At 58.2% G+C, this 26646-nt stretch carries 30 protein-coding genes; 11 read left to right on the top strand and 19 right to left on the bottom strand.

Annotation, left to right across the window (positions count from 1 at the left end; translation table 11 throughout):
• Window positions 1–5: 5 nt before the first annotated feature.
• The 8 genes from secY to rplQ all read left to right on the top strand — a co-directional run bounded on the left by secY (window position 6) and on the right by rplQ (window position 4941).
• Window positions 6–1304, top strand: a complete 1299-nt coding sequence (secY, locus tag MSL71_RS05305) for a preprotein translocase subunit SecY (RefSeq protein WP_180137649.1) — start codon at window positions 6–8, stop codon at window positions 1302–1304.
• Between the two features lie 293 nt (window positions 1305–1597).
• Window positions 1598–1816 (top strand): translation initiation factor IF-1, encoded by a 219-nt coding sequence (gene infA / locus MSL71_RS05300; protein WP_092214362.1) that lies wholly within the window; start codon window positions 1598–1600, stop codon window positions 1814–1816.
• Between the two features lie 46 nt (window positions 1817–1862).
• A complete protein-coding gene (rpmJ, locus tag MSL71_RS05295; RefSeq protein WP_092214360.1) occupies window positions 1863–1976 on the top strand; it encodes a 50S ribosomal protein L36 in 114 nt (37 codons plus the stop codon).
• Window positions 1977–1989: 13 nt separating this feature from the next.
• Complete coding sequence (gene rpsM / locus MSL71_RS05290) at window positions 1990–2358, top strand: 30S ribosomal protein S13 (RefSeq protein WP_180137648.1); 369 nt, start codon at window positions 1990–1992, stop codon at window positions 2356–2358.
• Between the two features lie 48 nt (window positions 2359–2406).
• A complete protein-coding gene (gene rpsK, locus MSL71_RS05285; protein ID WP_092214356.1) occupies window positions 2407–2796 on the top strand; it encodes a 30S ribosomal protein S11 in 390 nt (129 codons plus the stop codon).
• Window positions 2797–2849: 53 nt separating this feature from the next.
• Window positions 2850–3476 carry a 30S ribosomal protein S4 gene (gene rpsD, locus MSL71_RS05280; RefSeq protein ID WP_092214354.1) on the top strand — a complete coding sequence of 209 codons (627 nt, stop codon included), beginning with the start codon at window positions 2850–2852 and terminating at the stop codon, window positions 3474–3476.
• A 55-nt stretch (window positions 3477–3531) separates the two neighbouring features.
• Complete coding sequence (locus MSL71_RS05275; RefSeq protein ID WP_218950962.1) at window positions 3532–4551, top strand: DNA-directed RNA polymerase subunit alpha; 1020 nt, start codon at window positions 3532–3534, stop codon at window positions 4549–4551.
• Window positions 4552–4557: 6 nt separating this feature from the next.
• Entirely contained in the window at window positions 4558–4941 is a 384-nt protein-coding gene (rplQ, locus tag MSL71_RS05270) for a 50S ribosomal protein L17 (RefSeq protein ID WP_180137647.1), read from the top strand.
• Window positions 4942–5099: 158 nt separating this feature from the next.
• On the opposite strand, the gene MSL71_RS05265 is transcribed toward rplQ, so the two are convergent.
• Complete coding sequence (locus tag MSL71_RS05265) at window positions 5100–6140, bottom strand: GGDEF domain-containing protein (RefSeq protein WP_180137646.1); 1041 nt, start codon at window positions 6138–6140, stop codon at window positions 5100–5102.
• 131 nt (window positions 6141–6271) lie between these two features.
• Between MSL71_RS05265 and MSL71_RS05260 the strand changes: the two genes are divergently transcribed.
• The 3 genes from MSL71_RS05260 (at window position 6272) to MSL71_RS05250 (ending at window position 10127) form a co-directional block, all read left to right on the top strand.
• Complete coding sequence (locus tag MSL71_RS05260) at window positions 6272–6865, top strand: hypothetical protein (protein ID WP_180137645.1); 594 nt, start codon at window positions 6272–6274, stop codon at window positions 6863–6865.
• A gap of 381 nt (window positions 6866–7246) precedes the next feature.
• Window positions 7247–8953, top strand: a complete 1707-nt coding sequence (locus tag MSL71_RS05255) for an FAD-dependent oxidoreductase (protein WP_180137644.1) — start codon at window positions 7247–7249, stop codon at window positions 8951–8953.
• Window positions 8954–9263: 310 nt separating this feature from the next.
• A complete protein-coding gene (locus MSL71_RS05250; RefSeq protein WP_180137643.1) occupies window positions 9264–10127 on the top strand; it encodes a hypothetical protein in 864 nt (287 codons plus the stop codon).
• A 191-nt stretch (window positions 10128–10318) separates the two neighbouring features.
• Here MSL71_RS05250 and MSL71_RS05245 read toward each other — a convergent pair whose 3' ends face one another.
• From MSL71_RS05245 to MSL71_RS05160, 18 genes are all read right to left on the bottom strand, one after another.
• Complete coding sequence (locus MSL71_RS05245) at window positions 10319–10801, bottom strand: Crp/Fnr family transcriptional regulator (protein WP_180137642.1); 483 nt, start codon at window positions 10799–10801, stop codon at window positions 10319–10321.
• 96 nt (window positions 10802–10897) lie between these two features.
• Window positions 10898–12685 (bottom strand): Na(+)/H(+) antiporter subunit D, encoded by a 1788-nt coding sequence (locus MSL71_RS05240; RefSeq protein ID WP_180137641.1) that lies wholly within the window; start codon window positions 12683–12685, stop codon window positions 10898–10900.
• Window positions 12686–12716: 31 nt separating this feature from the next.
• Entirely contained in the window at window positions 12717–12947 is a 231-nt protein-coding gene (locus tag MSL71_RS05235; RefSeq protein ID WP_180137640.1) for a hypothetical protein, read from the bottom strand.
• A 16-nt stretch (window positions 12948–12963) separates the two neighbouring features.
• On the bottom strand, window positions 12964–14451 hold the full coding sequence (locus MSL71_RS05230) for a monovalent cation/H+ antiporter subunit D family protein (RefSeq protein WP_180137639.1): 1488 nt from the start codon (window positions 14449–14451) through the stop codon (window positions 12964–12966).
• Window positions 14452–14453: 2 nt separating this feature from the next.
• The gene (locus MSL71_RS05225) at window positions 14454–15944 is read right to left on the bottom strand and encodes a complex I subunit 5 family protein (protein WP_180137638.1); all 1491 of its coding nucleotides are present in this window, start codon (window positions 15942–15944) and stop codon (window positions 14454–14456) included.
• A 2-nt stretch (window positions 15945–15946) separates the two neighbouring features.
• Window positions 15947–16354, bottom strand: a complete 408-nt coding sequence (locus MSL71_RS05220; RefSeq protein WP_180137637.1) for a cation:proton antiporter subunit C — start codon at window positions 16352–16354, stop codon at window positions 15947–15949.
• 4 nt (window positions 16355–16358) lie between these two features.
• The gene (locus tag MSL71_RS05215) at window positions 16359–17192 is read right to left on the bottom strand and encodes a Na(+)/H(+) antiporter subunit B (protein WP_180137636.1); all 834 of its coding nucleotides are present in this window, start codon (window positions 17190–17192) and stop codon (window positions 16359–16361) included.
• Entirely contained in the window at window positions 17189–17434 is a 246-nt protein-coding gene (locus tag MSL71_RS05210) for a Na(+)/H(+) antiporter subunit B (RefSeq protein WP_180137635.1), read from the bottom strand. The genes MSL71_RS05215 and MSL71_RS05210 overlap by 4 nt, the downstream gene beginning before the upstream one ends.
• Complete coding sequence (gene mnhG / locus MSL71_RS05205; protein WP_180137634.1) at window positions 17418–17765, bottom strand: monovalent cation/H(+) antiporter subunit G; 348 nt, start codon at window positions 17763–17765, stop codon at window positions 17418–17420. Before mnhG ends, MSL71_RS05210 begins: the two co-directional genes overlap by 17 nt.
• Window positions 17766–17781: 16 nt before the next feature.
• On the bottom strand, window positions 17782–18072 hold the full coding sequence (locus MSL71_RS05200; protein ID WP_180137633.1) for an MrpF/PhaF family protein: 291 nt from the start codon (window positions 18070–18072) through the stop codon (window positions 17782–17784).
• The gene (locus tag MSL71_RS05195; protein ID WP_246317716.1) at window positions 18065–18526 is read right to left on the bottom strand and encodes a Na+/H+ antiporter subunit E; all 462 of its coding nucleotides are present in this window, start codon (window positions 18524–18526) and stop codon (window positions 18065–18067) included. Before MSL71_RS05195 ends, MSL71_RS05200 begins: the two co-directional genes overlap by 8 nt.
• An 822-nt stretch (window positions 18527–19348) precedes the next feature.
• On the bottom strand, window positions 19349–20821 hold the full coding sequence (locus MSL71_RS05190) for an SLC13 family permease (RefSeq protein WP_180137632.1): 1473 nt from the start codon (window positions 20819–20821) through the stop codon (window positions 19349–19351).
• 78 nt (window positions 20822–20899) lie between these two features.
• Window positions 20900–21334, bottom strand: coding sequence for a response regulator (locus MSL71_RS05185; RefSeq protein WP_180137631.1), 435 nt, complete (start codon window positions 21332–21334; stop codon window positions 20900–20902).
• A 67-nt stretch (window positions 21335–21401) separates the two neighbouring features.
• Entirely contained in the window at window positions 21402–22634 is a 1233-nt protein-coding gene (locus tag MSL71_RS05180) for a response regulator (RefSeq protein WP_180137630.1), read from the bottom strand.
• A gap of 489 nt (window positions 22635–23123) precedes the next feature.
• A complete protein-coding gene (locus tag MSL71_RS05175) occupies window positions 23124–23726 on the bottom strand; it encodes a histidine kinase (protein ID WP_180137629.1) in 603 nt (200 codons plus the stop codon).
• Entirely contained in the window at window positions 23723–24085 is a 363-nt protein-coding gene (locus tag MSL71_RS05170; RefSeq protein ID WP_180137628.1) for a response regulator, read from the bottom strand. Before MSL71_RS05170 ends, MSL71_RS05175 begins: the two co-directional genes overlap by 4 nt.
• Window positions 24082–25818, bottom strand: a complete 1737-nt coding sequence (locus MSL71_RS05165) for a sensor histidine kinase (protein ID WP_180137627.1) — start codon at window positions 25816–25818, stop codon at window positions 24082–24084. Before MSL71_RS05165 ends, MSL71_RS05170 begins: the two co-directional genes overlap by 4 nt.
• A complete protein-coding gene (locus MSL71_RS05160; protein WP_180137626.1) occupies window positions 25802–26167 on the bottom strand; it encodes a NifB/NifX family molybdenum-iron cluster-binding protein in 366 nt (121 codons plus the stop codon). The genes MSL71_RS05165 and MSL71_RS05160 overlap by 17 nt, the downstream gene beginning before the upstream one ends.
• Window positions 26168–26646 lie beyond the last annotated feature (479 nt).

Genomic DNA, 26646 nt, shown 5'->3' with positions numbered 1-26646 from the left:
ACCATATGACGACCAGCGGATTCCAGAACCTATTCAAATTGCCGGAATTGAAGAAACGGATCGTTACCACACTGATGCTGTTGCTCGTCTACCGCATCGGTGTGCACGTTCCAACACCCGGGATTAACCCCGACTCCCTGGCCGAGATCTTTCGCACGCACGGCGAGGGCATCGTGGGCATGTTCAACATGTTCTCCGGGGGGGCACTCGAGAGACTCTCGGTGTTTGCCCTGGGTATCATGCCTTATATCAGCGCCTCCATTATCCTTCAGCTGATGACCGTGGTGGTCCCCCACCTCGAGCAGCTCAAGAAGGAGGGGGAGCAGGGTCAGAAGAAGATCACCCAGTACACTCGGTACGGGACGGTGCTCTTGAGCGTGATCCAGGGCTTTGGCATCAGTGTGGGCCTGGAAGCCATGCACGCCGCAACCTCACCGGGTTGGGGCTTTCGCATCATGACCGTCATCACCCTGACGGCCGGCACCGCGTTTATCATGTGGCTGGGTGAGCAGATCACCGAGCGTGGCATCGGGAACGGTATCTCCCTCATCATCTTTGCAGGGATTATTGCCCGCATGCCCGCTGCGGTTGCCAACGTGTTCAACCTGATCAGCAATGATCAGATGGGCCTCTTTGAGGTGTTGATGCTCGTTGCCATGATGGTGGGCGTCATCGGGTTTGTCATCTACATGGAGACGGCTCAGCGCCGGATCCCTGTGGAGTATGCCAAACGCGTGGTGGGCCGCAAGGTCTACGGGGGGCAGAGCTCGCATCTGCCCCTGAAGATCAACACCTCCGGTGTGATCCCGCCCATCTTCGCCTCCTCCATCATCGTCTTCCCGACCACCGTTGCCTCGTTTTTTCCCGACGTTCCGGTGATGAAAACCATCAGTGACCTGATGGCTCCGGGCAGCGTGCTCTACACGGTCATTTTTGTGGCCTTCATCGTGTTCTTCTGCTTTTTCTACACCGCCATCCAGTTCAACCCGACGGATGTGGCTGAGAACATGAAAAAGAACGGGGGGTACATCCCCGGGATCCGGCCCGGCAAGCGCACCGCGGATTACATCGACAAGGTGCTGACCCGCATCACCGTCGTGGGGGCTGTTTACGTCTCCGCCATCTGCGTGCTGCCGACCATGCTGATCACCAAGGCCAACGTTCCCTTCTACTTCGGCGGCACGGCCCTCCTCATTGTGGTGGGTGTTGCCATCGATACCGTTGCCCAGATGGAATCGCATCTTGTGATGCGAAACTACAGCGGGTTTCTCGGGGACGGCAAAGCGATGAAAGGTCGCCGATAGCGACAGGTAAGTTTAGAACGTATATGGATGGTCACCCCTTTGCACCGGGCGCCTATTTCGAGGTGTCCGGAAAAAAGGGGTTGTCATCCATTTGCGAGTGTAGTATCACATCATGCTGGTTTTTTTTGTTTCGTGGCCACCTCTCCATGGAACTGCCGGTTGAGTTGCAATGTGTGAGATACTCGATATTTGGATATCATTCGTAAGGTAAACTCTGCAATCTGGTCGAAAGCGGTGTGAGCCGTTTTAACCCATTTGGACCAGACAGATGCGATTATCGTGGGAGGAGAGTTATGGCAAAGGAGGAGCCCATTAAGGTACAGGGAACTGTACTTGAGACTTTGCCCAATGCAATGTTCAAAGTGGAACTGGAAAACAAGCATCAGATCCTGGCTCACATCTCGGGTAAAATGCGCATGCATTTTATCAAGATTCTACCCGGGGACAAGGTGACCGTTGAACTGTCGCCTTATGACTTGACCAGAGGACGAATCACCTACCGTTCCAAGTAGGTATCCTTACGAAATTTGAAGGATAAGACGAGGGAGTATAACCCAAATGAAAGTCAGAGCTTCAGTAAAAAAGATATGTCCTAAGTGCAAGGTTGTTCGTCGTCACGGCGTTGTACGGGTTATCTGCGAAAACAAACGTCATAAGCAGAGACAGGGATAGAGGAGGATAAATTTTGGCAAGGATTGCAGGGGTAGACATACCCAGAAGAAAAAGAATCGATATCGCGCTCACCTACATCTATGGTGTAGGGCTCTCCACTTCCAAAGAGATTCTCTCTAAGCACGATATTGACCCGAGTACACAGACTCAGGATCTGACCGAATCCGACGTCAACCTTATCAGGAAGACCATTGATGCAGACTACCGTGTGGAAGGTGAACTCCGCACTGAGGTGTCCATGAACATCAAGCGTTTGATGGATCTTGGTTGCTACCGTGGACTTCGTCATCGTAAATCCCTCCCTGTCAATGGACAGAGAACCAAAACCAACGCACGTACCCGTAAAGGCCCCAGACGAGCTGCCGTTAAGAAGAAGAAGTAGGTGCAGCTTGGGACACCTGGTCACGATTAAAGGAGGCTTTTAAGCGTCATGGCGAAGACACGCGCACGACAGAAGAAAAAGGTCAGAAAGAACATATCCAGTGGAGTGGTTCATATCCAGTCCACATTTAACAATACCATTGTATCTGTTACCGACACCAATGGTAACGTCATTTCCTGGTCCAGTGCCGGTATGCACGGCTTTAAAGGGTCCCGCAAGAGCACCCCTTTTGCTGCCCAGCTGGCTGCTGAAGATGCGGCCAAAAAGGCTCAGGAACACGGCATGAAAACCGTGGAAGTAGAAGTGAAGGGACCCGGCGCCGGCAGGGAATCGGCTCTCCGCTCTCTCCAGGCTGCAGGCTTTGTGATTACCAAGATCAGGGACGTCACCCCTGTTCCTCACAACGGCTGTCGCCCCCCGAAGAAGAGAAGAGTTTAAAAAAGACTATTTGAACATGATACCAAATATTCCGAGTATCAAAGGAGGAGGATTTGGCTAGATACAGGGGTTCCGTCTGCCGTCTCTGCAGACGTGAAAACATGAAGCTTTTCCTTAAAGGCGATCGTTGCTACTCAGACAAATGCAGCTTCGATCGACGCAGCTACGCACCCGGCCAGCACGGCCAGCGCCGCAGCAAGTTTTCCGATTACGGCATCCAGCTCAGGGAAAAGCAGAAAGTAAGACGCATTTACGGTGTCTCCGAAAAGCAGTTCCGCATCATCTTCAAGAAAGCGGACCAGAAAAAAGGGATCACCGGCACCAACCTGCTTCAGGCCCTCGAATGCAGACTTGACAACGTGGTCTACCGACTCGGCTTTGTCAACTCTCGCACCCAGGGACGTCACTTCGTACGCCACGGGCACTTCCTCGTGAACGGCCGCAAGGTTGACATCCCCTCCTACATTGTCCGCAAAGACGATGTGGTCGAAATTCGTGAAAAGAGCAAGAAGGTTCAGTTTGTGCAGGACGCCATTGACGCCGTGGTTCGCCGAGGCGTGCCCCAGTGGCTTGAACTGGACAAAGATAACATGAAAGCCAGAGTTGTAAATCTTCCTGTACGCGAAGACGTCACCCTGCCGATTCAGGAACAGTTGATCGTCGAGCTCTACTCCAAGTAGCGGAGCCTTTTAACGTGAGTAAACTGTTGTTCTTGGCACAATTCTGGAGATCAATATGACATCAAACGAAATGATATACAGGAACTGGCGTGAGATGATCAGTCCGGACAAAGTGCTGCTGTCCGGCAGTTCAACTTACGGTAAGTTTGTATGCGAACCTCTTGAAAGGGGATACGGCATTACCATCGGTAACGCCCTCCGGAGGATCATCCTTTCATCCCTTTACGGTGCCGGCGTCGTGTCGGTCAAAATTGAGGATGTTCTGCATGAGTTCTCTCCGATTCCCGGGGTTCTTGAGGATGTCTCTGAGCTGATTCTCAACATTAAAGAGATTAAGTTGAAGGTGACCGACACCGAGACGCGCACCCTGGAGCTGAAGGCCGAAGGCCCCGGCAAGGTGTGCGCCGGAGACCTCATCAGTCCTGATGGCCGGGTGGAGATCCTCAATCCAGATCTTCATCTTGCGACCTTGAACGAGGGCGGTAAACTCGACATGATCCTCACTGTTAAAGTGGGGCGCGGGTACGCTTTGGCCAGGGATAACAAGGACGAGGACGCACCGGTCGGGACCATAGCCATCGACACCGTCTTTTCCCCCATCAAAAAGGTCAACTACACGGTTTCCAACTCCCGCGTGGGGCAGAAAACCGATTACGACAAGCTGACCCTCGAGGTGTGGACGGACGGCAGTCTGCTTCCTGAGGACACCGTGGCTTACGCCGCTAAAATCCTGAAAGAGCAGATGAGTCCTTTCATCAACTTTGATGAGGATATCGAGCCTGAACACGACAGCGTCAGTGAAGAGGGTGGGGACAGAGATTTCAACGAAAACCTCTACAGAAATGTGGATGAGCTTGAACTCTCGGTACGTAGTGCCAACTGCCTGAAAAATGCCGACATCATCAAGATCTATCAGCTCGTGCAGAAAACCGAAGCCGAAATGCTCAAAACCAAGAACTTCGGTCGGAAGTCTCTGAATGAGATCAAAGAGGTCTTGGCGGAGATGGGACTTTCCCTCGGTATGAAACTTGACGGTTTCAGCCCGAAGGAGGAAGACGGAGCTGAAGGGGAGTAAGAGGAAATGAGACATAAAAAAGCAGGCGTTAAGCTGGGCAGGACTTCTGCCCATCGCAAAGCGATGTTTCGCAATATGGTGACCTCTCTGTTCAAGCATGGGAGGATCAAAACCACCGACGTCAAAGCCAAAGAGCTTCGTCGTTGGGCGGATAAAATGATTACCCTGGCCAAGCGTGGAGACCTCCACGCCCGACGTCAGGCAATGGCCGTTATTATGGAAAAAGAAGTTGTGCACAAGCTTTTCGAAGAAGCTCCCGCACGCTTCGGCGGTAAAAACGGCGGCTACACTCGAGTGACCAAAATCGGTTTCCGTGCCGGTGACGCAGCGTCCATGGCTATTGTGGAGTTTACCGCTCCCAAGGTCGAAAGCGCAGCAACCGACGCGTAAATCCGTAAAGGGCATCCGCCCTTTCCGGTCCCTCTGCATGAACAGTTAGTAACAGCCAAGGAGCGTTTGCTCAGGAGGTGGCTGTGACCTGTTGCACATAAAAGCCCACGGCATTTCATGCCGCGGGCTTTTTTTGTTTGGTGATCTGTTCTGTCGGTTTAGGGGGTGACCTCACACACCGGCTTGAGGCGCGTTTTGTTTCGGTACAGGGCCTTGTCTGCCCGTTTAAGAAGGGCCGGGTAGGTGGGGGTGTTCTCCACCCGCAGGGAGGCGATGCCGAAGCTGACGTGCTGGTGCAGGGTGTGGCCGTTGATGGGGATGGGCATGGCCGCCATCTCATCCTGGATGCGAGTCATCATGGCCTGGGCCTTGTCCAGGGTGGTCTCTGGAAGGACCAGTACGAACTCGTCTCCGGCAAACCGGCAGAGGATGTCGCTCTCCCGTGTGTATCGGGACAGGGCCCTGGCCACGTCCATGAGGACCTTGTCCCCTGCGTCATGGCCGTAGCGGTCGTTCACGGCCTTGAACTTGTCGAGGTCGAGAAAGGCCACGGAGAGCTCCCGGTTGTAGCGGATGGCCCGGCGAAACTCCTGCTCCAGGGCATGTTCCATGGCCCGTCGGTTCAGAAGTTCCGTCAAGGGGTCGTTAAAGGCCAGCAGGCGCAATTTCTCATGGGCCGTCACATTGGAGAGGCACAGGGAAAACTTCAAGGCCAGCTGGGCGAGGAGGACCGGGTCCTTGTCCGGAGAGAATCGGTCTGACGAGACGTCAGCCTGGTTGAGGCAGCCGATCACTTCACCGTCCAGGGTGATGGGCGACATGGACATGGAACGGATCAGCCAGTTGCTGGTGGGGGGGATCAGTGCCCGGTACTCGTGGATATCCTGGTTGACGAGGGTGGGGGTGGTACCGGTCCCCAGAAGCCCCTGGAACTGGGAGCGTGTCGCCAGGTTAACCCGTTCGGGCAGGAGTTCCGATGACCCGAAGGCCTTGAGGAGGAGCCTGGATGTATCGCTCCCCTTGACCAGGGTGATCCAAACATACGGGATGTTAAACTGCTTGGATATTTCGGAAAGGAGGGTTTCAAACAGGTCCTTGAAATTCAAAATCGTCAGGATTTTGGTTTCAACCTGATTGAATTTACGAGATTTTATTTCGTTGTCCTTGACAAGGTCTAGAAGCTCTTGGAATGTCAGCATATGCCTGATTTTATCGAAGGATTGTTAAAAAAAAGCCAAAAGAAGCTAAAAAAAAATAGTGTAAATCCGATAATAAAGTCAAGAGAATAGATATGAACGCCTTAAAGCGGGGTTAGACAGGCATGGCCGATATGGAGAGTCGACTTTCCAGTATTGCTGAAAAATACAGGACGAACCACCTGGACGGATTGGGCGAGGAGGAGATTTTACAGGATATCTTCAACCTCCTGGAAGAGGTCGACGAGCGTGAAAAGGAGATCCTCTGGGCCAAGCGCCGCATCAAGGAGCTGGAGCGCGAGAAGAAGGGCGAAAGCAAGGTGGGGCGCACACGTACCGCCATGTGGGCCATCCGGGGGTTCACCGCTGAAAACCGCCTCTACGTCAAGATGGCCGGTGAGTTTGATTACAAAGGTGCCAAACAGTTCTCCAACCACATCCTCTCCGTTCTCGACTCCCTTCGCAGTGAGTGCGACATTATCGTGGACATCAGCCGTATCCGGGAAAACGGCGACAAAAAAAACGCCTTCCATATCCGCAAAGTGGCCTGCACCCTGGCTCAGATGAGCGTTTCCCGTATCATTCGTATCTCAGACGGCATGCCCAAAACACTCAAGGAGATGGTGGATGCCATCTTTGAAGAGAATGGCCTGACCATCTTTGACGTTCCCACCCTCAACGATGCTTCGGATCTGTTGAAGCGGGAGAAGCATCACCTGAGGGTCTGAGGCCCCTTTGGCAAGATGCGGGTCGTGTGCGTTGGTCAAACCGGTTGTGGGAGTCCCATGACCGGTTTTTTGCGTTCTGGCAACCCCCTTTGAAAACACGCCCATCCGGGTTTGTGGTCAGGCCCGTCAAAGTCTCAAAAGAGGGCAAACCCTTGCGGGCTTTGCCTCACCTTTGTTTTTCTTGTAATTCAGAGGATAAGATACTACAACCGTGTGGTGGCCGGGCTGACGAGGTGGCTGGTTTTGTACATAAACCAGGCTCTTTTTCAGGCCGGGAGACGCAATTTCAGCGTGTTGGGCGCGACGCCCCGGGACAGGGTCAGTGAGTCCCGCGACGCCGGGCCAGTGGCGATAAGCACAAGCAAAAAGGTAGACAAGAAAATGTCAAGACGAGTTGTTGTCATCGGCGGCGTTGCCTTGGGGACCAAGGCTGCCTGCCGAGTGAAACGCATCGACCCCTCGACCCATGTGACCCTCATCGACAAAGATGACTACATCTCCTACGGAGGCTGCGGCATTCCCTACTATGTCTCCGGTGATGTGGCGGATCATACGGCCCTTCAGAGCACCGCGTATCATATGGTTCGTAACGAAGAGTTCTTCAAGACCATCAAAGGCTTCGAGGCCCTGGTCACCGGAACCCTGGTGACCCGCATCGACCGGGAGGCCAAGGTGGTCTGGGCCAAGGGCAAGGACGGAGTGGAGAAGAGCTACCCCTACGACAAGCTGGTCATCGGCGCGGGAAGCCGCACCCGGGATCTCAAGATTCCGGGCCAGGACCTTGCCAACATTCACGCCGTGGGCAACCTTGAAGACGCCATGGAGATCAAGAAGCTCGTGGCCGCCGGACAGGTGGAAAAAGCCGTCATCGTGGGTGCCGGGTTCATCGGCCTGGAAATGGCCGAAGCCCTGGCCGACATGTGGGGCATCGAGACCTCCGTGGTGGAGATCGGCAACCAGATCATGCCGGGGGTTGTCAGTGAGCAGATGGCCCATATGGCCCAGCGCTCCATGGAAGAGAACGAGGTGAGCTTTTACCTCGGAGAAACCGTCAAGGGGTTTGAAGGCGAGGAGGGAGCCGTCCAGCGGGTGGTCACCGACAAGCGCACCCTGGAAGCTGACCTGGTCATCATGGCCGTGGGGATCAACCCCAACGGCGAACTGGCCCGGGAAGCCGGCCTGGAAGTGGGCCCCACCGGCGGAATCGTTGTCAACGAGCGCCTGGAGACCTCGGATCCCAATATTTACGCCGGGGGCGACTGTATCGAGCTCAACCACGCCGTGAGCGGTGCCCCCGGGGTCTATCCCCTGGGTTCCCTTGCCAACCGCCAGGGCCGCGTCATCGGCACCAACCTGGCAGGCGGCAACGCCACCACCGAAGCCCCGGTGGGCAGCTTTGTGGTCAAGCTCTTCGATAAGTCCCTTGCGGGCAGTGGTCTGACCCTCAAGGCCGCGGAAGCAGCCGGCATCGACGCCATCAGTGTCTCCATGTGCCAGCTGGACCGCGCTCACTTCTACCCCGAAAAGGAACTGATGTTCCTGGAGCTGGTGGTGGAAAAGGCCACCAAGCGGGTTCTCGGTATCCAGGGTTTTGCCGGCAGCGGCGATGCCATGGTGGGCCGCATCAACGCAGTGGCAGCCACCTTGAAGTACAAACCCACCATTTTAGACATCAGCAATCTGGAGTTTGCCTACTCCCCGCCCTTCAGCTCTGCCATGGACATCGTCAACTCCCTGGCCAACGTGGCGGACAACGCTGTGGACGGCCTGCTTCAGTCCATTCCCCTGGCCACCTTCGAAGGGCTCTGGGAAGAGGGCGACTGCGTCTTTATCGACTGCCGCGAGCTGCCCGATTCCACCCCCTTTAAGGAGAAATTCTCCGGTAAGTGGAATACCATTCCCCAGGGAGAGATCAAAAACCGCATTGCAGAGGTCCCCAAAGACAAACTGGTGGTCCTGGTCTGCAACACCGGCGTGCGCTCCTTTGAGGCCCAGATCAACCTGCGTGAAATGGGCATCACCAACACCGTGAGCGTCCAGGGCGGCATGGCCACCCTCAAGACCTGGGGTTCCAAGGTCGCCGAGTAACGCCTGGCCCTTGATCAAGTTATCGACACCCACGCTTTGCCCGCATCCTGCGGGCAGAGCGTGGGTGTTTTTTTTGCCTCCGGCGGGTCGCTTTTTTGAAAAAAAGCTCCGCAAAAAACGTTTCTAATGAGAAATTTTGCCCTCGTATGTAGCACGGGCGAAGCCCGTCAGCACATGTGATGTCCCTGAGGCACGAAGGGGCAGAACATGTGCGAGCCTGGGGTGCAGGGGATTTATCCCCTGCCCGCCGGAGGCGTGCTTTTTATTTTTTTCTGTGCCTGTTCGAGTGCTTTGTGGTGTAATGACCGCCATGAAATCTTCTTTATACAGCGGACTTGGGGCTGCCCTGGTGCTGGTGGCCGGATGGTGGGGCGTCTCCATGGCGGGGGCCGCCCTTATGGGGCGTCTGGGCATTGTCTCGGGGTTTGTGGGGGGACTGGCGGTTCTTGCATTGATCCTCGTGGCCTTGTGGGCGGTTTCCCTGTGGTGTGTGCGCCGTGTGGCCGTTCCAGAAGTTCCGGCGCTGCACCGCTGGGGGATCCTGGCGGTGGGGTTTATGATCACGGCGGGCAGCTGGACCGCCCTTCGGTTTGGCCTGCCTTTTCGGCTTAGCTGGGAGGCATTGAGCACCTGCGGTCAGCTTCTGGTTGTTGTTGTGGCGGCGGGCTACCTGCCACGTTTTTTAAAATCCCCTGCCGAGCTGCTGCCCCTGGTGAGTGTGATGGTGTGTGCCGATGCCGTGAGTTTTCTTGTGGGCCCCACCCACCATATTGCCCAGGACGTGGCTGCTTACTACACCGGGGGGCGACAGGGCCTTTACCCTCTCTCCGAAGTACTCCTCATGAAGTTTCCCAGCCCCGGCACCGATGCCCTCCATCCCTTTTTCGGCGTGGCCGACTGGTTCATGGTGGTATTTCTGGGCAGCGCCTCCCGGTTCTTCTCCCTTCCGGACCGGATCGCCGGAATCCCCGCTGCAGTCCTCGGCCTTTTCCTGGCCGTTTCAGCCGCCTGGACCCTGGGTGCCTTTGTTCCGGCCCTTCCTGTGCTGGCCCTTTTTTACCTGGCCGTCATGGCCGCGCGCCACACCCACGCCTTTACCCCGAAACGCCGCGAAGTGGCCCTTTCCCTTTTTCCGCCCCTGGTCTCCGCAATCCTGTTTTTCTTCAAGAGTTAGCGTTACTCATCCCTCCGGTAAAAAACCAAAAAAGCCTCCGGCGGGCAGGGGATAAATCCCCTGCACCCCAGGATCGCACATGCTCTGTCCCTTCGTTCCTCAGGGCCATCACATGTGCTGACGGGCTGCGCCCGTGAAGAATGTGAATGCAACCAGCTTTCAAGGTGGCTCACCTTGCCGCCGGAGGCGTTTTACGATTTTTCGAGTTCGTGGATCTCCGGGTGGGTGGAGAGGGCGCGGAGGAACTGTTCGGTGCGCCGCTGGAGGCGTCCTGCCATCATCTGGACCATCTGTCGGTGGATAAGGTAGCCCAGGCTGTGGTCCTTTTCCATGATTTCGACCAGGGCCTTGCCGTCGATGAGGATCACCTCGGAGGCTTCGGAGCTGACCGCCGTGGTGCTGAAGGACATCTCCTCCATGAGGGAGGAGTAGCCGAAGCATTCGCCAGCGTTGAGGGTTGCCACGGTGACGGTCATGTGGCGGGTCATCTCCTGCTCAATGAGGATGGTGCCGGAGCGCACCAGGTAGAAGGTGCCGGACTGGCCCCCTTCGGCGAAGATTACCTCTCCTTCCTCAAAGGAACGGGGTTTGGAGATGGCGATGATGCGGTCCACCAGCTCATCGGGAAGGGTGGAGAAGAGAAAGGCGTTTTTTATATCGTCTCGTGAGATCATGATCTGTTGTCCTCGTGTTGGGCTTGCAGCTTCAAAGAGCCGGGTTGTGGTGTCCGTTTTCGAGGGGACCGGCAAGGTCCCCTCACCCCGCGTGGGCTATCCTCTGACGGCGTAGAGCAGGAAGATGAAAAGTACGGCGATAAAGGCGCCGACCCCGGAGGGGACGGTACCTGTCCTGAAGGCCAGCCTCACCCGGTCGGAGACGTCCGCCTGGCTGGGGTTCCCCTTGCCGAAGAGATGGGTAAAGGGGGCCATGAGGGCCACGGCAATGGACTCGGGCGCTCCCTGGGCGAATCGGTTGACACGTCCGGTGAGTCCTTTGACAAACAGGGCGTCGCAGGCGGCGTTGATGCCGTTGAGCACCTTGTCGAAAATCACGTAGAGGACGCGCCCCGCGCCTGCATAAAACCAGTCCGTATCCAGAAAGGTGGCCTTGGAGAGCTTTGGCAGGAGCCCCTTGGCCAGCAACAGGAGAAAGGCCAGGGTGCCGAAGAACTGGAGCTGGAGCTGGCCGATGACGTGGGCCGCGGTGTAGGGCTCGTAGTCTGCTGCAAAGGGGAGCATGTTGTAGAGCACCTCGTGGTGGATGCCCACGTAGACGCAGCCCAGGGCGGTAAAGCCCATGGCGATGCGCATGTTCCAGGGGGCTTCAGAGGGCTTTAAGCCGGAATCCCTGTGGAAGAAGGTGAGGAAGGGCACCCGGATGCCCACATAGGCAAAGACGCCCACGGCGGTGAACTGGAGAATAAACCAGGCCAGGGTGAGGTGTTCGTGGGCTGCTGCCGAGATGATCATGGACTTGCTCACAAAGGCGCAGAAGTAGGGGGTGGACATGGCCAGGCCCCCCACGATGCAGAAGGTGGCGGTCCAGGGCATGAAGCGGAAGAGGCCCCCCAGCTCGCTTAAGTTCTGTTTGCCGGTCTGGTGAATCACGGCCCCTGCGCTCATAAAGAGCAGGGACTTGTAGAGGATGTGGCAGACGGCGTGTGCCGCCACCCCGTTGATGGCCAGGTCGGTGCCGATGCCGATGCCCACGATCATGAAGCCCACCTGGTTGATGAGGCTGTAGGCCAGGACCCGTCGCATGTTGTTTTCAATGACCGCATAGCACAAGGGAATCAGGGCCATGGCAAGGCCCAAGGGGATAAGGATCTCGGTTCCGGCAAAGATGCGGGCCATGGTGTAGACGGCGCTCTTGGTGGTAAAGGAGCTTAAGAACACCGCGCCGGTCACCGTGGCTTCCGGGTAGGCGTCTTTGAGCCAGGCGTGCATGGGGTAGACCGCTGCGTTCACCGCCACGCCCACGAAGATGAACCAGGAGGCAGGCGAGGCCAGCTCGATGGCCGAAAAGGCGATGGTACCGGTCTCCTGAATCTGGAGGACGATGCCCGCCATGAGGGAGAGCCCCCCCAGGATGTGGATCATGATGTAGCGGAAGGCCGCCTTCTGAGCTTTATCCGTGCGCCGGGCAAGGATGAGGAAGGTGGAGGCCACGGCCATGAACTCCCAGAAGACATAAAGGGAGAAAAAATCACCGGCAAAGGTCACGCCCACGGCGCTGCCCGCGTAGATCATGGCCGAGGTGTGGGCCAGGGCGTCGTCTTCGTGCATGGCGTAAACGCTGCCGGCAAAGGCGGCGATGCAGAAGATGGTGCCGAAGACGCGGGAGAGGGCGTCGATGCGTCCGAAGACGAGCTGGTAGTCCAGGAAGGGGACTGTCCAGTGGGTGCCGTTGGGCACCGAGAGCAGGGTCACCAGGGCCAGAAGGGGCAGGACCGTCATCCAGGCGGACCTTAAGCGCCCTTTCAGGATGGGCAGGGCCAGGGCCCCGGCCACCATGATCAGGGCCGGGGGGATATCTATATAAGGCATGGAAAGTGTCATGGAATCGAACATCTCCTGTAAGGATTACCTGTTATTTTCCGTTTTTCACCAGGAACGAGAGTCCCAGGGCGAGGACGGGCAGGGCCAGGCCGGAGAGGAACCCGAAGATGGGGTTGAACTCGGGCCATCCGTCGACGGTAAACGATGCGTGGGGGTGAATGAGAAAGTCGGCCCCCAGCAGGCATCCCAGAAAGATCGCGAAAATGACCATCACGGTCTTTAAGGTTTTTGGGCTGCTGAAAAGTGTGTTGTCTGACGTCATATCGTACCTCTGAACCTTAGGGCATGGGAGCGCCGATAATGGTGCTCACCGTCATTTTCGCCAGCTGCAGGAACGGCTGGGGATAGAAGAAGAAGATCACCGAACAGGTGGCCGTGATGCACAGGGGCACCAGGCACCAGGTGGGCACCTCGTCCACTTTCTTTTCAAACATGGCCTCTTCGTCGGTGCAGAAGAAGGCCTTGTAGGAGATGGGCAGAAAGTAGGCGGCGTTTAAAAGCGAGCTGGCCAAAAGCACAAAGAGGAAAAAGATCTGGCCGGACTCCAGGGTGCCGATGACAAGGTTCCACTTGCTGATAAAACCTCCCAATGGGGGCAGCCCGATGACGGACAAAGACCCCAGCAGGAAGGCGGACATGGTGATGGGCATGCGCCGCCCGATGCCCACCATCTCGCTGATGTTCTTGATGCCCGAGGCGGCAAAGATGGCCCCGGCGCAGAAGAAGAGGGTGATTTTGCCGAAGGCGTGCATGGCGATGTGCAGCATGCCGCCGGTCATGCCGGACGGCGAGAGCAGGGCCACCCCCAGGATGATATAGGAGAGCTGGCCGATGGTGGAGAAGGCCAGCCGCCGTTTCAGGCCGTCCTGTGACAGGGCGATGAGGGACGAGACAATGATGGTAAAGGAGGCCACGTAGCAGACCAGGGTGCCCAGGCCCATATCGGCCAGCATCTTGGTGCCGAAGACCCCGGTGATGACCCGGGCCACGCAGAAGACCCCGACTTTTACCACGGCCACGGCGTGGAGCAGGGCCGAGACCGGCGTGGGCGCCACCATGGCGGCGGGCAGCCAGGAGTGAAAGGGCATGACCCCTGCCTTGGCAAAGCCGAAGACAAACATAAGCAGCAGCACGGCCATGGCGCCCTGGGAGAAGTGGCCGCTCATAAATCCCTGGGGGGCGAACTCAAAGGTGCCGGTCTGGCTGTAGATCACCAGCATGGCCGGAAGCACCAGGCCGATGGAGGCCCCCAGGATATAAGTGATGTACTTTCTGCCCGAGCTCCTGGCCTCCCGGTCCTGGTGGTGGGTCACCAGGGGGTAGGTGGCAAAGGAGAGCATCTCGTAGAAGAGATAGAGGGTCAGAAGGTTCCCTGCAAAGGCGACCCCCAGGGTGGCGGACAGGGAGAGGGCAAAGCAGGCGTAGTAGCGGGTCTGCCCGTGCTCTTTCAAGGTCCGCATGTACCCGATGGAGTACATGGAGGTGACGATCCACAGGCTGGAGGAGACCAGAGCAAAGAGCATGCCGAAGGCATCCACCCTGAACTCGATGGCCAGCCCGGGGAGCACCTCGGCCAGGGTGCAGGCGATCTGCCCTCCCTTTAAGACAAAGGGAAGCATGGACAGGACAATGGCGAATTTTAAAATTGCTGCGACAAAGGTCCATGCCTCACGCACGTTCTCGGACCGTGCGGAGAAGATGATGGGCACCACGAAAAAGGAGACGAGAATCGCAGCAAGGGGTTTGACTGAGTAAAGCAGTTCCATATCTATGCAATCCCTGCCGGTATGGCCAGCTGAATGAGTTTCGTGACAATGTCGCCGGTGAAAAGACCTAAAGCGATGAGTGAAAGGGCCGCAAGGAGAAGGGGCACCACCATGGTGACCGGGGCCTCGCTCATGACGGGGCCGTGGTCGTGGTGGCCGTGGCCTTCTGCAAAGGGCTCGAAAAAGGCGATCTCAAAGATGCGGAAGAAGAGCACGGCGTTGACCAGGCTGCTGAAGAGAAGGGCGGCCACAAATCCCCACTGCCCGGCGTTGATGCCGCCGGTGATGAGGTACCATTTGCTGAAGAACCCGCAGGTGGGGGGGATGCCGATGACGGCCAGGGCCGCCAGGACAAAGCCCGTCATGGTAAAGGGCATCTTGCCGAAGAGCCCCTGGAGGTCTTCGAAGCGATCGCTTCCCAGCTTCCAGACGATGGCGCTCACGGCCATGAAGAGGGTCAGGGTCATGGCAGCGTCGTTGATGATATGAAGGGTGGCGCCGGTGACGCCGGAGGTGTTGCCCAGCCAGAAGCCCCCCACCATGTAGCCCACCTCGGCCACGATGATGTAGGTGAGCATCCGGGAGAGCCGTCGCTGCATCAGGGCCAGAAGGGACCCTGTGACGATGGCCGCCACCGCCAGCCAGACGATGGCCTCGGAGAGCAGGGCCCGGGAGAAGGTGAACTCCGGGGTAAAGACCGTGAGTCCCACCCGTACCATGGCGTAGATCATCACCTTGGTGGTCAGCGGCGCAATGAGCCCGGCGGAAGCCGAGGGCGCGTTGCTGTATGCGTTGGGCAGCCAGCCGTGCAGAGGGAAGAGGGCCATCTTCACAAAGAGCCCGGCCATGCAGATGATCAGGGCCAGGAAAAGGGTCCCCGAGCCTGCAAGGGTGGGCATCAGGCGGGCGATATCAGCCATGTTCAGGGTACCGGTGGCGATGTAGATGTAGCCGATGCCCAGAAGGTAAAAGGAGGCGCCGATGGTGCCCATGAAGAGGTAGTTGAGGCTGGACAGCGGGGCCCGCTCCTTGCCCAGGCCGATGAGGGCGTAGCCGGTGAGGGAGCCGATCTCCAGGAGAACGTAGAGGTTGAAGGCGTCGCCGGTGGCCACAATGCCCACCATGCCGGCCAGAAAGAGAAGGTACAGGGCCAGGTAGGCGCTGAGTTTGTCGGAAAAATCCTTCTCGATCCAGGTCTTGGCGCTGATGAGGTTTAAGAGCGCCACGGACAGGATCACCACAAGGACCGGTGCGTTCAGATAGTCGATGACGTAGACGATGCCGATGGGAGGGCGCCATCCCGCCATTTTGTAAACAATGGGGCCTGCTGCCATGACCTGGGCGCAGAGGCCGACGGAAACCGCCAGGGCCCCGGCCAGGGATGCCACGGCCAGGGGAAAGCACCAGCGCCGGTCGATCCACCCCATGGCGGAGACGATGAGCGCCGACAGCAGCGGTATGATAATCAGGAGTGCCGGAAAATGCTGTGTCATTCTTACTGTCCTGCCTGCATGCGAATCTGGTGGTTGATGTCATCCTCTTCCAGGGTGCCGTACTGCCGAAAGATCTTGATGGCCAGGGCCAGGGCAACGCCGAGGGTGGCAACAGAGACCACGATGGCCGTGAGCATCAGGCAGTGGGGAAGGGGGTTGATGTAGTCCGCCGCGTGGACGGCTGCGTGGCCTCCTCCGTGGGCGTCGCCCATGATGATGGGCAGGGTCCCCCCCTTTTTGTAAGCGATGGAGACGTAAAAGAGGATGATGGCAGTCTGAAAGATGTTCATGCCGATGATTTTTTTCACCAGGTTGTTCTTGGCGATCATGGCATAAAGACCGATCATCATGAGGATGGTGTAGATCCAGTAGTTGTATTTGGCCGCTATGAGAGGCAACAGGTCGGTCATGATATCAGAGCCCCTCGTCGTGTTTCCCTGCCGAGGACAGGTTGTAGTAAATCCAGATAATCACCGCCATGACGGCAAAGGCCACGCCGATCTCCACGATGAGGATGCCGTGGGAACGCGCCATGACCGCATCGACTCCCAGAAGGGGCGCCAGGGCTTCGTAGTTGAGGAAGTTGGCCCCGAACAGGAGGCACAGGGCCCCGGTGCCCGCGTAGATGAGAACGCCCAGGGAGCCGAACAGGGCCGCGATCTTTTCAGGAAAGCGCCGGATGGCGCGCCGCAGGTCGTGGCTGATGGCATACAGGATGACGGACGCCGCCAAAAGCACCCCGCCCTGGAACCCGCCCCCGGGGCTGTAGTGGCCGTGGGCCACCACGTAGAGGGCGAAGATCTGGATAAAGGGGATCACAAGGCGGCAGGTGTTTTTGATGATGATCTGATGGGGCACGAAGTGGGAGTCCAGGCGCCGGAAGACCTGGGAGTCTTCCGCCGGGAGCTTGCCCCCTTCCTTGATGTGCAGGGTCACCCCCGTGGGCAGGTGACGGTACATGCGGGTGGTCTCTTCCGGGCTTTTTTTCCGGCGCAGCAGAAAGAAGCAGGCCAGGCCCGCGGCAAAGACCACCGTGGTTTCGAACATCGTATCATAGCCACGGTAATCGGCCAGGACGCTGGTGACCACGTTGGGGGCGTGGGTGTCGGCCTGTCCATGTTCCAGATAATAGGGCGAAAGGTAGGTGTTCGCCGGAGAGTCTGCATCACCGAAGTCGGGGAAGGCCCCTGTGTGGAAGATGATGAGCCCGCCCGTGAGGACGACGGCGATCATGGCTAAGAATCTCAATCTTTGGTCCTCCGTGTGGTGTGGAAGACGGCCGCCACACAAAAGACGGTACTGACGCCCGCTCCGACGGCTGCTTCGGTGAATGCCACGTCCACAGCCCCCATGACGGCCCAGGCAAGGCACATGAGAAAACTGTAGGCGCTGAAGACAATGGCGGCTCCGAGGAGGTCCTTGACGGCCAGGGCGCCGATGCCACTGATGACCACAAGGGTGAGGATCGCCAGATCAATGGGTATCGTCATCGCTGCCTCCGTTTTTCTTTTTTGTCCACGGAGCCAGTCCCGCCCGGATGCCGGCGTCCACGATGGCGTGGGTGGCGGTGGGGCTGGTGATGTAGACGAAGATGACTATGAGGATGAGTTTTATGGCCGTGAGGATGTTGGTCCCGGAGAGGCCGTGGTGGCTGAGGACAAAAAGGGCCAGGCCGCTCATGGAGAGGAGCAGGCCCATGGAGTCGATCATCCCGGCGGGATGGAGCCGGGAGTAAAAATCGGGGAATCGGATCACGCCCACGGCTCCGGCAAAAAAGAAGAAGATGCCCAGGGCGATGAGCAGAAGGCTTAAGATGGTCATAATCGTTCGTCGCTCCTTATTTCTGGGTGAGGGACTCGCCGTGGAGCCCCTTTTTCTTGTGGAAATAGCGGGCCGACGCCAGAACCGTGATGAAGTTCAGCAGGGCATAGGCCAGGGAGATGTCCACAAACATGTCCACCCGGTCAAAGAGAAGCCCGATAATGACCAGCAGCACCGTGGTCTTGGTGCCCAGGGCGTTGATGCCGATGATGCGGTCCAGAATGGTGGGCCCTGCTATGGCGCGGTAGAGCGAGAGCAGAGAGATCAGGCAGATGGCAATGGCTGCGCAGAGAAAAAAATCAGTCATGGTCCTCTCCGAATACGGTTGCGACGCGTTTCTCCATCTCGCCGGGCAGGGGCTCGGCCGACGCGTCGTCGATGGCGTGTACCACATAATCCCCGAAGACGGAGAGGGAGACGGTGATGGTCCCGGGGGTCAGGGTGATGGAGTTGGCAAAGGTCACCAGGCCCATGTCATCGTTCATGCGGCTTCGGAACTGGATGAGCTTGGGGTTGATCTCATCAAGCAGCCTGGGATGAAAGACAAGCTTGAGGAGGTGGAGGTTTGCCAGGACAATCTCTTTGATGAGCCACGGGAGGTAGAGAAAAAAGCGCAGCCAGAGGCCTGGCATTCCCTTGAATGTGGTGGCGGTGATGAGAAGATCCGATGAGAAGAGTGAGACGATCACGCAGGAGATGACGCCAAGGGAGAGGTGGAAAATGTCGAGTTTTCCCGACAAGGCCACCCAGGTTGTCATCATGACCGCAAAGGTGACCGCAAAGGGGACCAGCCGGAAGCCGCTATCGGCTTTTGTCCGGCCCGCGTGCGGCGGCGGGGTGTTCATTTGTCTTGTCACAGTTGTTACCTTCCTCAGTGTTGACACTGTCGCTGAGACAACCCGGGGGATGATCCGGGGCAGTGTCAGAAATGTCGGGCAGAAGTGCCCGCGTGTCACGGACCATGGACACGGTTGACGAACGTGTCCGCTCGTCACACCTTACGGTCGGTGCGGGTGCATCATCTATCCGGGAAGTATGTGGGGGCTCGGCCGGAAAATAATAGTGATACAGCGTAAAGTATTGGGCAGGCAGTACTCAAAGAGTGCTGTTTTATTAGCCAATGCGTGTATATTTTATTTTTCTCATAGCCCTCAACTGCTCGAAATGCACGCTGAGACCGAGTAAACCAGGGCCTTGCCAGAGGTGTGACGACCGTGGATAAATGGGTATTCTGCAAAAGATCATTTGGGGTGTCAAGAAGTTTCCGCGATTGATGAATATGTTCAATTAAATTTATGAATTAGCATTAAAAAAAACGCCGTAAGTTGCTGATAAATATACCTACCTTTTCGCCTTTGGCGCATTGTGTCGCCAAGGAACATCCCCCCTTAGCTCCCTGCCTTTTTTGGGATTTCCTTTCCGGGAAACATGTTCATGCCTTTGGTCCTGTTCCTCCTATTGCTGGCTGTAAATGACTTCAATGAGTCTATTCTTATCGTGTATATACTGCTGATATCTTGTCTTATGTGTCAAGATGTCTGGCGCCGGATTGCCTGACTCCGGCGCCAGTGAGCGTTGCTTGGTTAAGGGAGTAAAACCGGCATGCCCATCATGGGCCAGACAACCAGGACAAACAGGGCGGTAACCACCATGAGGATCAGGCTCGCGATGAGTCCGTAGGAGAAGAACTCACCGGTGGTGAACTGTCCGGAGTCGTAGGCGATGGCGTTGGGCGCCGCCCCCACCAGGAGGATAAAGGGCATGCCCGCCGTGATGAGGGACGCAAAGAGGATCACCTCCGGGGCCACTCCCAGGTAGGGCGCAATGACCAGGGCCACAGGCAGGGAGATGGCAATGGCCGCCACGTTCATGATGAAGTTGGTCATCACCATGACAAAAAAAGCGATGCTCATGACAAAGACGAACCAGTGGGCTTCCTTAAACAGGGTAAGCCAGTTCACCGCCATCCATTGGGCGGCACCGGTCTCCCAGAGACAGAACCCGATGCTCATGGCGCCGCCGAAAAGAAGGATGATGTTCCAGGGGATGGCCTCCAGGTCCTTGATGTCCAAGATGTTGAGGACAAAAAAGAGGATGGTGGAGACCAGGATGATGGCGGTCTTGTTGACACCGGACAGGGCCGGGATAAAGGCCCGCATGGAGAGGCAGAAGATGCAGCCGAAGATGATGATGGCCGACACCACCTCGGTGCGGCTCAAGGCGCCCATCTCTTTGAGCATAAAGGCTGAACGCTCCTTGATGCCCTCGATGCGGGTTTTTTCCGGCCGGAAAAAGAGCATGATAAAGGCCCAGAGGACGAAGACCATGATCCATCCCACGGGGGCCATGTAATAGGTGAGCCCGAAAAAGGAGACCTCACGGCCCACGATGTCCCGGAAGAAGCCCACGGCCACCGCTCCCCTGGCCGCTCCCAGCAGGGTGATGATGGAACCGGCCCCGGCCACCCAGGCCATACCGATGAAGAGGCCCTTGCCGAAGCGGGTGGGCTCACGGTCGTCGGCGTACATGGCGTGGATGGTGAGCAGCAGCGGGTACATGGTGGCGGCCACGGCCGTGTGGGCCATGATGTGGGTGAGGGCGGCCGTCACCACGAAGCTGCCCAGGTAGATCATGCTGGTGCGCTCTCCCACGATGGAGAGCATCTTGTAGGCGATGCGGCGGGTGAGCCCTGTCTTGGTGAACACCATGCCGATGACCAACGAGGCAAAGATGAAGAGGACCGACGGGTCCATGAAGTCTTTAAACGCCTTGTTGGCGGGCCGGATCATGAACATGACCTGCAGCACCCCGATGGTGAGGCTGGTGACCCCGATGGGCAGGACCTCAAAGACCCACCAGATCCCCGCCAGCAGGAAGACGGCGATGGCGCCCTTGGCTTCGGTGGTGAGGACAAAGCGTTCGCCGTTGGGGTCGACGGCGTCGGGCCAGGCGGAGCTGTAGTAAACCAGGACAAAAAGGCCCAGCCCCAGGCCGAGAAAGAAGATGCGTTTCCAGTCAATGGGCCGTGTTTCGGCCTGAAGGGTTTCCGTTACCATAAATAAACCTCCATGCAGGGAGTCTCGAGAAGGTGGCACCCGCCCCGAAGGGGGCGGGGGTGGTGCGGCAAGGGCCCGTTACCAGCCTTTTTTTTCGATGATGTTGTTGATCTCCGCATCGCGGATGCGGGCCTCGTGATCGCACTTGAGCTTGTAGGCCGCCTCGAGTTTTTCGGCGATGACGCCGATGTCGCAGGGCTTCATGAGAAAATCCAGGGCCCCTGCCTTCATGCCGGTGATGGCGCGTTCCACCGTGGCCTCCCCGGTGAGCATGAGCACCGGGATGAGCGGGTGGTCGGCCTTGATGCGGACCAGGGTCTCGCAGCCGTCAAGCCCGGGCATGAGGACATCGAGGATCACCATGTCCGTGAGGCCTTCGGTGAGGATCTCCAGGGCCTCCTCCCCGGAATAGGCCACCTTGGTCTTGAAATTCCGCAGCTCCAGGCGTTTGGCCAGGGTGTTGGCGAACTCTTTTTCGTCGTCCACCACAAGTACATGGGGTGTGTAAGTCATCTTTTGCTTCTCCTCCAAATTAAGGTGTCGGCGCAGGGTGCGGTGCGTTGCCGCCATGCGCAGTCTCTTACGCTTTGGCCGGGGCCTTTTCAGCGCGGCTTGCCCGGATCTTGTCGTAGGCCGCTTTCATGGTCTCGGTGAGGCGCTCGATGTCCGCGGGTTTCTGCAGGTAGGCAAAGGCCCCCATGGCAAGGCAGCGCTTGCGGTCCTCTTCGGAACCGTGGCCCGTGAGGATGATCACCTCCACGTGGGGGCGATTGGCCTTCATGTTCTTGAGCACGTCGTAGCCGTTGACGCCGGGCATCTTGAGGTCCAGGACCATGACGTCGGTCTCCTCCTTGCCGGCCATGGCCAGGGCCTCTTCCCCGCCATAGGCCACAGAGGTGGTCATCTCCCGCATGCGGAGCCGCTCGGACAGGGTCTGGACAAACTCTTTTTCATCGTCCACCAGAAGGACCCGGGGCGGGGTGGGCAGGTCGAAGTCGTACATGACATTGGCCTTGTAGAACCCCTTGCCGATACGGGTCTCCACGGATGTCACCCCGTTGATGCGCGCGGCGTCTGCCTCCACCTTCTGTTTGAATTTTCCCAGCATGAGGACGTTTTTGTTGATGGTCACGGTCACGTGGCCGTCCCTTGCCTCGGCGGTGAGCCCCTCTCCGGTGTCGACGAGGACCTGTTCCACCCGGGCTGCCAGGGAGAAGTCCGCTGCAAGCCGAGCCTCCTCTTCGGGATCCACCTCAATGCGGGAGAGGCTCTCGGTGATGAGGCTCAAGGCCTCGGGTACCGGGGTCTTGTCCGTGGGGATGACCACGTCGTACAGCTCAGGATCCCAGGCGCTCTTGCCGTGGAGGGCGCTGCACCAGAGCTGGGCCGCCTCGTCCAGGGCCTGGATCCGCGCGGTGGCCTCTTTGTCCGTGATGTTGCGGGTCTCCCGGGCATTTTCAATGCGTCGCTTTTTGTCGGTGATGATGAGGGTGCGCAGCACCGGGGTGAGGGAGGCCGGGACGAGGTGGCCGCTCAAGCCATGGAGGATGATGTCGCCTTCGGCCAGGAGTTCGGCCAGGGTGAGCTTGACGGCAGCCAGGCTCTTTTCACGCTCCTTGGTAAAGGTGTTGAAGGTGGGGGTCTGTCCTTTGAGGATCTTGAGGAGGGAGGCTTCCTTCAGCCCTTCGCGCTGGGCGGTGAGGGTGATGATCTCCCGGTCCGTGAATACCTTCATGCCGGTGGCGCTGCTGAGGGCGTCGACAATGGCTCCGGCTTGGCTGAAGGCGCCGTTGGTGATGGTGATGGAAGGCATATGCGGCTCCTTGCAATGTGGGTTGTTGATGAATTGATTCAGTTAAATTGATGGATTGCAAGGGGTGTGCCATGTATGGAATGTGTATTTATAACGGCGGGTTGTGTGGCGGGTGGGTGGGGTGGGAGATATTGATAGAAACAAAATGAAACCAAATGAAACAAACAATTTGAAACAATACGGTACGATAAAGGGTGTGCCGGGGCAGGGCACCGTTCGTTCAATGGTGGCTGTGTACCTCAAACATGCCCCCAACGACTCTGCCCGGTGGCCAAATGTTTAATCCGCCTTAGCCATTGGGGTTTCCAGGTGCTTTCGCCACCCTTGCCTCCGGCGGGTCGCTTTTTTGGAAAAAAGCTCCGCAAAAAACTTTTGTAATGCAAAAAGTGGAAATTATTTCTGCGGAGCCTGGAAAGGCTTTCTTAAGATCTGTTTATCAAACTTTTTAAAAGTTTGGCCCCCGGCAGGGCCGCCGGAGGCAAAGAGGGGCTAACCCCGTTTCAGGGTGAGGCAAAGGGTGTGGTGGGTGTGGGAGAGGGAACCGCCGAGGTCCTGGGCCAGGGCGCTTAAAGCCCCGGGCAGTTCCATGGCATCGTGGCCCTGAAAGGTGAGGGCAAGGGTAGACTCGCCAAGGGTTGGTGTGATGTCTGTTTCCCGGGCCTGCTGAGGGTGCCTTGCGGCTTCCAGGAGGCGAAAGATGAGCAGCCGCAGCTTCATGGGGTCGGCCTGGACCGTGGCGGAGGGGGCGGGTGCGGTGAGTCGTCCGTGGAACCGTCGCCGGGTGAGGCAGACCACCTCCTCCAGGGCGGCCCCGGCATCGGCAGGGCCGCCGGGACCGGGATCCGGGGCGTGGGCCAGGCTGTTGAGCCGGGCGAGGAGCTCCCGGCCCCGGGCCACCTGGGCCTCCACGGCGGCGAGGCTCTTTTCCAGCTGTTCCGGTGGGAGCCCGCCGCTGCCCTTAAGATGGAGAAGGTCCGAGAGGAGCCCCGCGTGTTCATTGATGATGGCCAGCACGTTCATGAGGTCGTGGGTGGCAGGGGCGGTGACGGCCCCCATGAGGGCCGTGGTCTCCTGGTCCGGGGTCAGGCTCATGATGCGACAACCTCCTTGAGCTTGTCCAGGAGGTCTTCGATGGCCAGGGGTTTCATGAGGTAGTCCACGGCGCCCAGGCGCATTCCTTCCATGCCCTCCCGGGTGGAGCCGTGGCCGGTGAGAAGGATCACGGGCAGGTCCGGGGCGATGTGGCGGATATGTTTCAGGGTCTCCAGGCCGTTCATGCCCGGCATGAGCAGGTCCAGAATCACCACGTCAAAGGCCTTCTGGCGGATGAGGCTCAGGCCTGTGTCACCGTCTTGGGCCGTGGCGGTTGCAAATCCCCTGATATCGAGGCGCTCGGCCAGGGTGGTGACAAATTCCTGTTCATCGTCAATCAGCAGGACATGGGTGGTCATGGGGTGGGTCCTCCTTTTTGTGTGTCGGCCGGGGGCTTGTCAGGCAGCGTCACCGTGAAGGTGGTGCCTTCCCCCTGCCGGGTGTTCAATGTGATGGTGCCCCCGAGTTTCTTGAGGATGCCGTAGGTGATGGAGAGGCCCAGGCCGGTGCCGTTGCCTTTCTTGGTGGAGAAGAAGGGGTCGAAGATGCGTTTGGCCACATCCTCGGTCATGCCGCAGCCGTTGTCCGCGACCGTGACCGTGACCCCCTTCCCCTGGGCGGGCATGGAGGCGAGCCTGACAGTGCCGCCGTCTTCCACGGCGGCAAAGGCGTTGGTGAGCAGGTTGAGAAAGACCTGTTGGAGCTGCCCCCGGTCCGAGAGAATGTCGGCAAGGGACGGGTCCAGGTCAATGCTGACGTCCAGCTGGCGATAGAGGGCTTCCCGTTCCAGAAAGCCCATGACCTCTTTTAATATCTCATTGATGGAGAGGGGCTCCATGAGGGTGTCGAGTTTACGGGCAAAGCCCAGGAGGCGGTGGGTGATGGTCTTGCAGCGGGAGACCGAGCCGATGATGGCCTCGGTGAGCTCTGCCAGGCGCTTCCGGTGGGGGAAGTCTTCCCCGGCGGCCACCAGGTCGTTCATGAGGCCTGCCTTTTCGTTGATGATGGCAAGGGGGTTGTTGATCTCGTGGGCCACCCCTGCGGCCAGGCGGCCGATGGAGGAGAGCTTCTGGTTGTGCTGCAGCTCGGTGAGAGCCGTCTCCCGGCGCTCGTCCGACTCTTTGATGCGCCTCACCAGGGTGCCGGTCATCTTCACCACCATGAAGATGATCACCAGAAGGCTCAAGGCATAGACCAGAAGGGCGTCGGACTTCAGGGCATACCAGGACCTCAGCACCACGGAGCGCGGCTTGGCAATGACAAGAACGTAATCGGCGTTGTTGAAGCCGGAGCAGGCCAGAAGGATCTGGCGGCCGTCGGGGTCGGTGGTCTCCGACACAAAGGTGCTCCGGGTGCCCGTGGGGATGGTGAGGCGGCAGGCCTTGAGGGTTTTGCCGTACAGGGCGGAGTTGGTCTGCATGATCCCTTCGGAGTTGACGAGAAAGGCGTCGCTCTGGGGAGAGAGCCTCAGGCTTCCCAACAGGGTGTAGAAGCGTTCCGTGTCGATGGTGGCCCGGATGATCCAGTTGGTGCCGTCGTCGGTATACCGCTGCACGGCCAGCACAATGTGGGGAAGCTGGCGGTGGCCCATGAAGACGTTGCTGATGTACGAGCCCTTGACCAGCACCTCCTGGAAGGAACGCTGGCTGGCGTAATTTTTGCCCGCCAGGTTGTATGGTCCGGCGTAGCTCACCAGGTCCCCGTCGGCGTTGATGATGGCCAGGTCCACAAACCCGCCCAGCTCTGTTTTCAGGATCCGCAGGAGGTGGTGCAGGGTCCGGCTGTCGTTGAGCTCCTCGAAGTCGTAGGCGTTGGCGATGAACCGCACCGTGGAGAGGCGCTCTTCAAAAAAGAGCTCAAAGGAGTGCTTGGCTTTGCTCACCGTGTTGGCCAGGGGGGTGATGAGCTCGTTTTGCAGGTGGCGTCCGTATTGAAAGTGGTTGAGAATCCCCATGACGGTCAAGGGGGTGATGGTGACCACCAGCATGGTGATGATGATGTTGCGGGTGAGGTTCCGGTAGTGGCCCGGAGAGTCGGCTCCCCGGCTGAACAGGTCATCGATCTTGTCGATGAAGCTACGGATGGTCCACATGGCGTCCCTCCACAATGCGGTCGAAGAGCATCTCCCCTTCGGAGAGGTCCCCTTGAAGGTGGCGGATGAGGGCCTTTTCCCACGGCCCGGCCACAGCATCGATGACGGTGATCTTTTTCCAGGCAAGGAATTGGAAGTACTCTTCCTCGATGGCCCCGCAGATCACGCAGGTGATGTTCTCGGTGAGGATGAGATGGCAGAGCTTTTCCGCAGAGGCCTGGGGCAGCACCACGGTCTTGTCCTCGGTGTCGCCGCCCCGGAGCAGGGTGACGATGTGCACCTCGGCGGCCAGGTCAAAGCGGGGGGCCACCTCATCGGCGGCGATGGGGATGAGGATCTTTGTTAACATAGGGAAAACTGTATCATAGGGTTTTAAATTGTTTCAAGCGCTTAAAGTGTTTGCGTTAAAGCGTGCCTCCGGCGGCGAGGTGAGCCACCTCGAAAGCTTATTGCCCTTGCTTTGCCCCTCGTTCCTCGGGTCAAAGCGCAAGGGCCTTCGGCTCGGGCTGCGCCCGACATAAACGCTGATGGTTTGTGCCGACTGGTTCACAAGCTTCGACGTCACAGGATACGTTGCTGCTGCTTGCTCATTGTCGACTTAACCGTATTGCCTTCTATGGTTGAAGTGCATGGAAAAGCCTGCCTCCGGCGGCCAGGGGATTTTTGGCCTAAGTGGCTTCGTCACCCCTGGACCCCAGGTTGCGAAAGCCTTTCCCCTTCGTTCCTCAGGGTGAGAGCTTCCGCGAAGGCTTCTGTGAAATTGAGCAAAACCTGTTTGTCAAACTTTTCAAAAGTTTGGCCCCCGGCAGGGCCGCCGGAGGCACCAGC

Origin of the sequence: Desulfoluna butyratoxydans (genome assembly GCF_900699765.1) — a bacterium.
GTDB lineage: Bacteria > Desulfobacterota > Desulfobacteria > Desulfobacterales > Desulfolunaceae > Desulfoluna > Desulfoluna butyratoxydans.
Note: the sequence above shows the minus strand (reverse complement) of the source record. Positions and strands in the feature narration are given on the sequence as shown.

What these genes read in the sequence shown, in the direction of transcription:
- MSL71_RS05220 (WP_180137637.1), bottom strand. Translation starts at nt 16,354, where the DNA reads ATGACCGACCTGTTGCCTCTCATAGCGGCCAAATACAACTACTGGATC.
- rpsK (WP_092214356.1), top strand. Translation starts at nt 2,407, where the DNA reads ATGGCGAAGACACGCGCACGACAGAAGAAAAAGGTCAGAAAGAACATA.
- MSL71_RS05250 (WP_180137643.1), top strand. Translation starts at nt 9,264, where the DNA reads ATGAAATCTTCTTTATACAGCGGACTTGGGGCTGCCCTGGTGCTGGTG.
- secY (WP_180137649.1), top strand. Translation starts at nt 6, where the DNA reads ATGACGACCAGCGGATTCCAGAACCTATTCAAATTGCCGGAATTGAAG.
- MSL71_RS05265 (WP_180137646.1), bottom strand. Translation starts at nt 6,140, where the DNA reads ATGCTGACATTCCAAGAGCTTCTAGACCTTGTCAAGGACAACGAAATA.
- MSL71_RS05200 (WP_180137633.1), bottom strand. Translation starts at nt 18,072, where the DNA reads ATGACTGATTTTTTTCTCTGCGCAGCCATTGCCATCTGCCTGATCTCT.
- rplQ (WP_180137647.1), top strand. Translation starts at nt 4,558, where the DNA reads ATGAGACATAAAAAAGCAGGCGTTAAGCTGGGCAGGACTTCTGCCCAT.
- MSL71_RS05185 (WP_180137631.1), bottom strand. Translation starts at nt 21,334, where the DNA reads ATGACTTACACACCCCATGTACTTGTGGTGGACGACGAAAAAGAGTTC.
- rpmJ (WP_092214360.1), top strand. Translation starts at nt 1,863, where the DNA reads ATGAAAGTCAGAGCTTCAGTAAAAAAGATATGTCCTAAGTGCAAGGTT.
- MSL71_RS05255 (WP_180137644.1), top strand. Translation starts at nt 7,247, where the DNA reads ATGTCAAGACGAGTTGTTGTCATCGGCGGCGTTGCCTTGGGGACCAAG.
- MSL71_RS05160 (WP_180137626.1), bottom strand. Translation starts at nt 26,167, where the DNA reads ATGTTAACAAAGATCCTCATCCCCATCGCCGCCGATGAGGTGGCCCCC.
- mnhG (WP_180137634.1), bottom strand. Translation starts at nt 17,765, where the DNA reads ATGACCATCTTAAGCCTTCTGCTCATCGCCCTGGGCATCTTCTTCTTT.
- MSL71_RS05260 (WP_180137645.1), top strand. Translation starts at nt 6,272, where the DNA reads ATGGAGAGTCGACTTTCCAGTATTGCTGAAAAATACAGGACGAACCAC.
- MSL71_RS05165 (WP_180137627.1), bottom strand. Translation starts at nt 25,818, where the DNA reads ATGTGGACCATCCGTAGCTTCATCGACAAGATCGATGACCTGTTCAGC.
- MSL71_RS05240 (WP_180137641.1), bottom strand. Translation starts at nt 12,685, where the DNA reads ATGACACTTTCCATGCCTTATATAGATATCCCCCCGGCCCTGATCATG.
- MSL71_RS05210 (WP_180137635.1), bottom strand. Translation starts at nt 17,434, where the DNA reads ATGACGATACCCATTGATCTGGCGATCCTCACCCTTGTGGTCATCAGT.
- MSL71_RS05230 (WP_180137639.1), bottom strand. Translation starts at nt 14,451, where the DNA reads ATGGAACTGCTTTACTCAGTCAAACCCCTTGCTGCGATTCTCGTCTCC.
- MSL71_RS05275 (WP_218950962.1), top strand. Translation starts at nt 3,532, where the DNA reads ATGACATCAAACGAAATGATATACAGGAACTGGCGTGAGATGATCAGT.
- MSL71_RS05180 (WP_180137630.1), bottom strand. Translation starts at nt 22,634, where the DNA reads ATGCCTTCCATCACCATCACCAACGGCGCCTTCAGCCAAGCCGGAGCC.
- MSL71_RS05175 (WP_180137629.1), bottom strand. Translation starts at nt 23,726, where the DNA reads ATGAGCCTGACCCCGGACCAGGAGACCACGGCCCTCATGGGGGCCGTC.
- MSL71_RS05195 (WP_246317716.1), bottom strand. Translation starts at nt 18,526, where the DNA reads ATGATGACAACCTGGGTGGCCTTGTCGGGAAAACTCGACATTTTCCAC.
- MSL71_RS05190 (WP_180137632.1), bottom strand. Translation starts at nt 20,821, where the DNA reads ATGGTAACGGAAACCCTTCAGGCCGAAACACGGCCCATTGACTGGAAA.
- MSL71_RS05225 (WP_180137638.1), bottom strand. Translation starts at nt 15,944, where the DNA reads ATGACACAGCATTTTCCGGCACTCCTGATTATCATACCGCTGCTGTCG.
- infA (WP_092214362.1), top strand. Translation starts at nt 1,598, where the DNA reads ATGGCAAAGGAGGAGCCCATTAAGGTACAGGGAACTGTACTTGAGACT.
- MSL71_RS05235 (WP_180137640.1), bottom strand. Translation starts at nt 12,947, where the DNA reads ATGACGTCAGACAACACACTTTTCAGCAGCCCAAAAACCTTAAAGACC.
- MSL71_RS05245 (WP_180137642.1), bottom strand. Translation starts at nt 10,801, where the DNA reads ATGATCTCACGAGACGATATAAAAAACGCCTTTCTCTTCTCCACCCTT.
- MSL71_RS05170 (WP_180137628.1), bottom strand. Translation starts at nt 24,085, where the DNA reads ATGACCACCCATGTCCTGCTGATTGACGATGAACAGGAATTTGTCACC.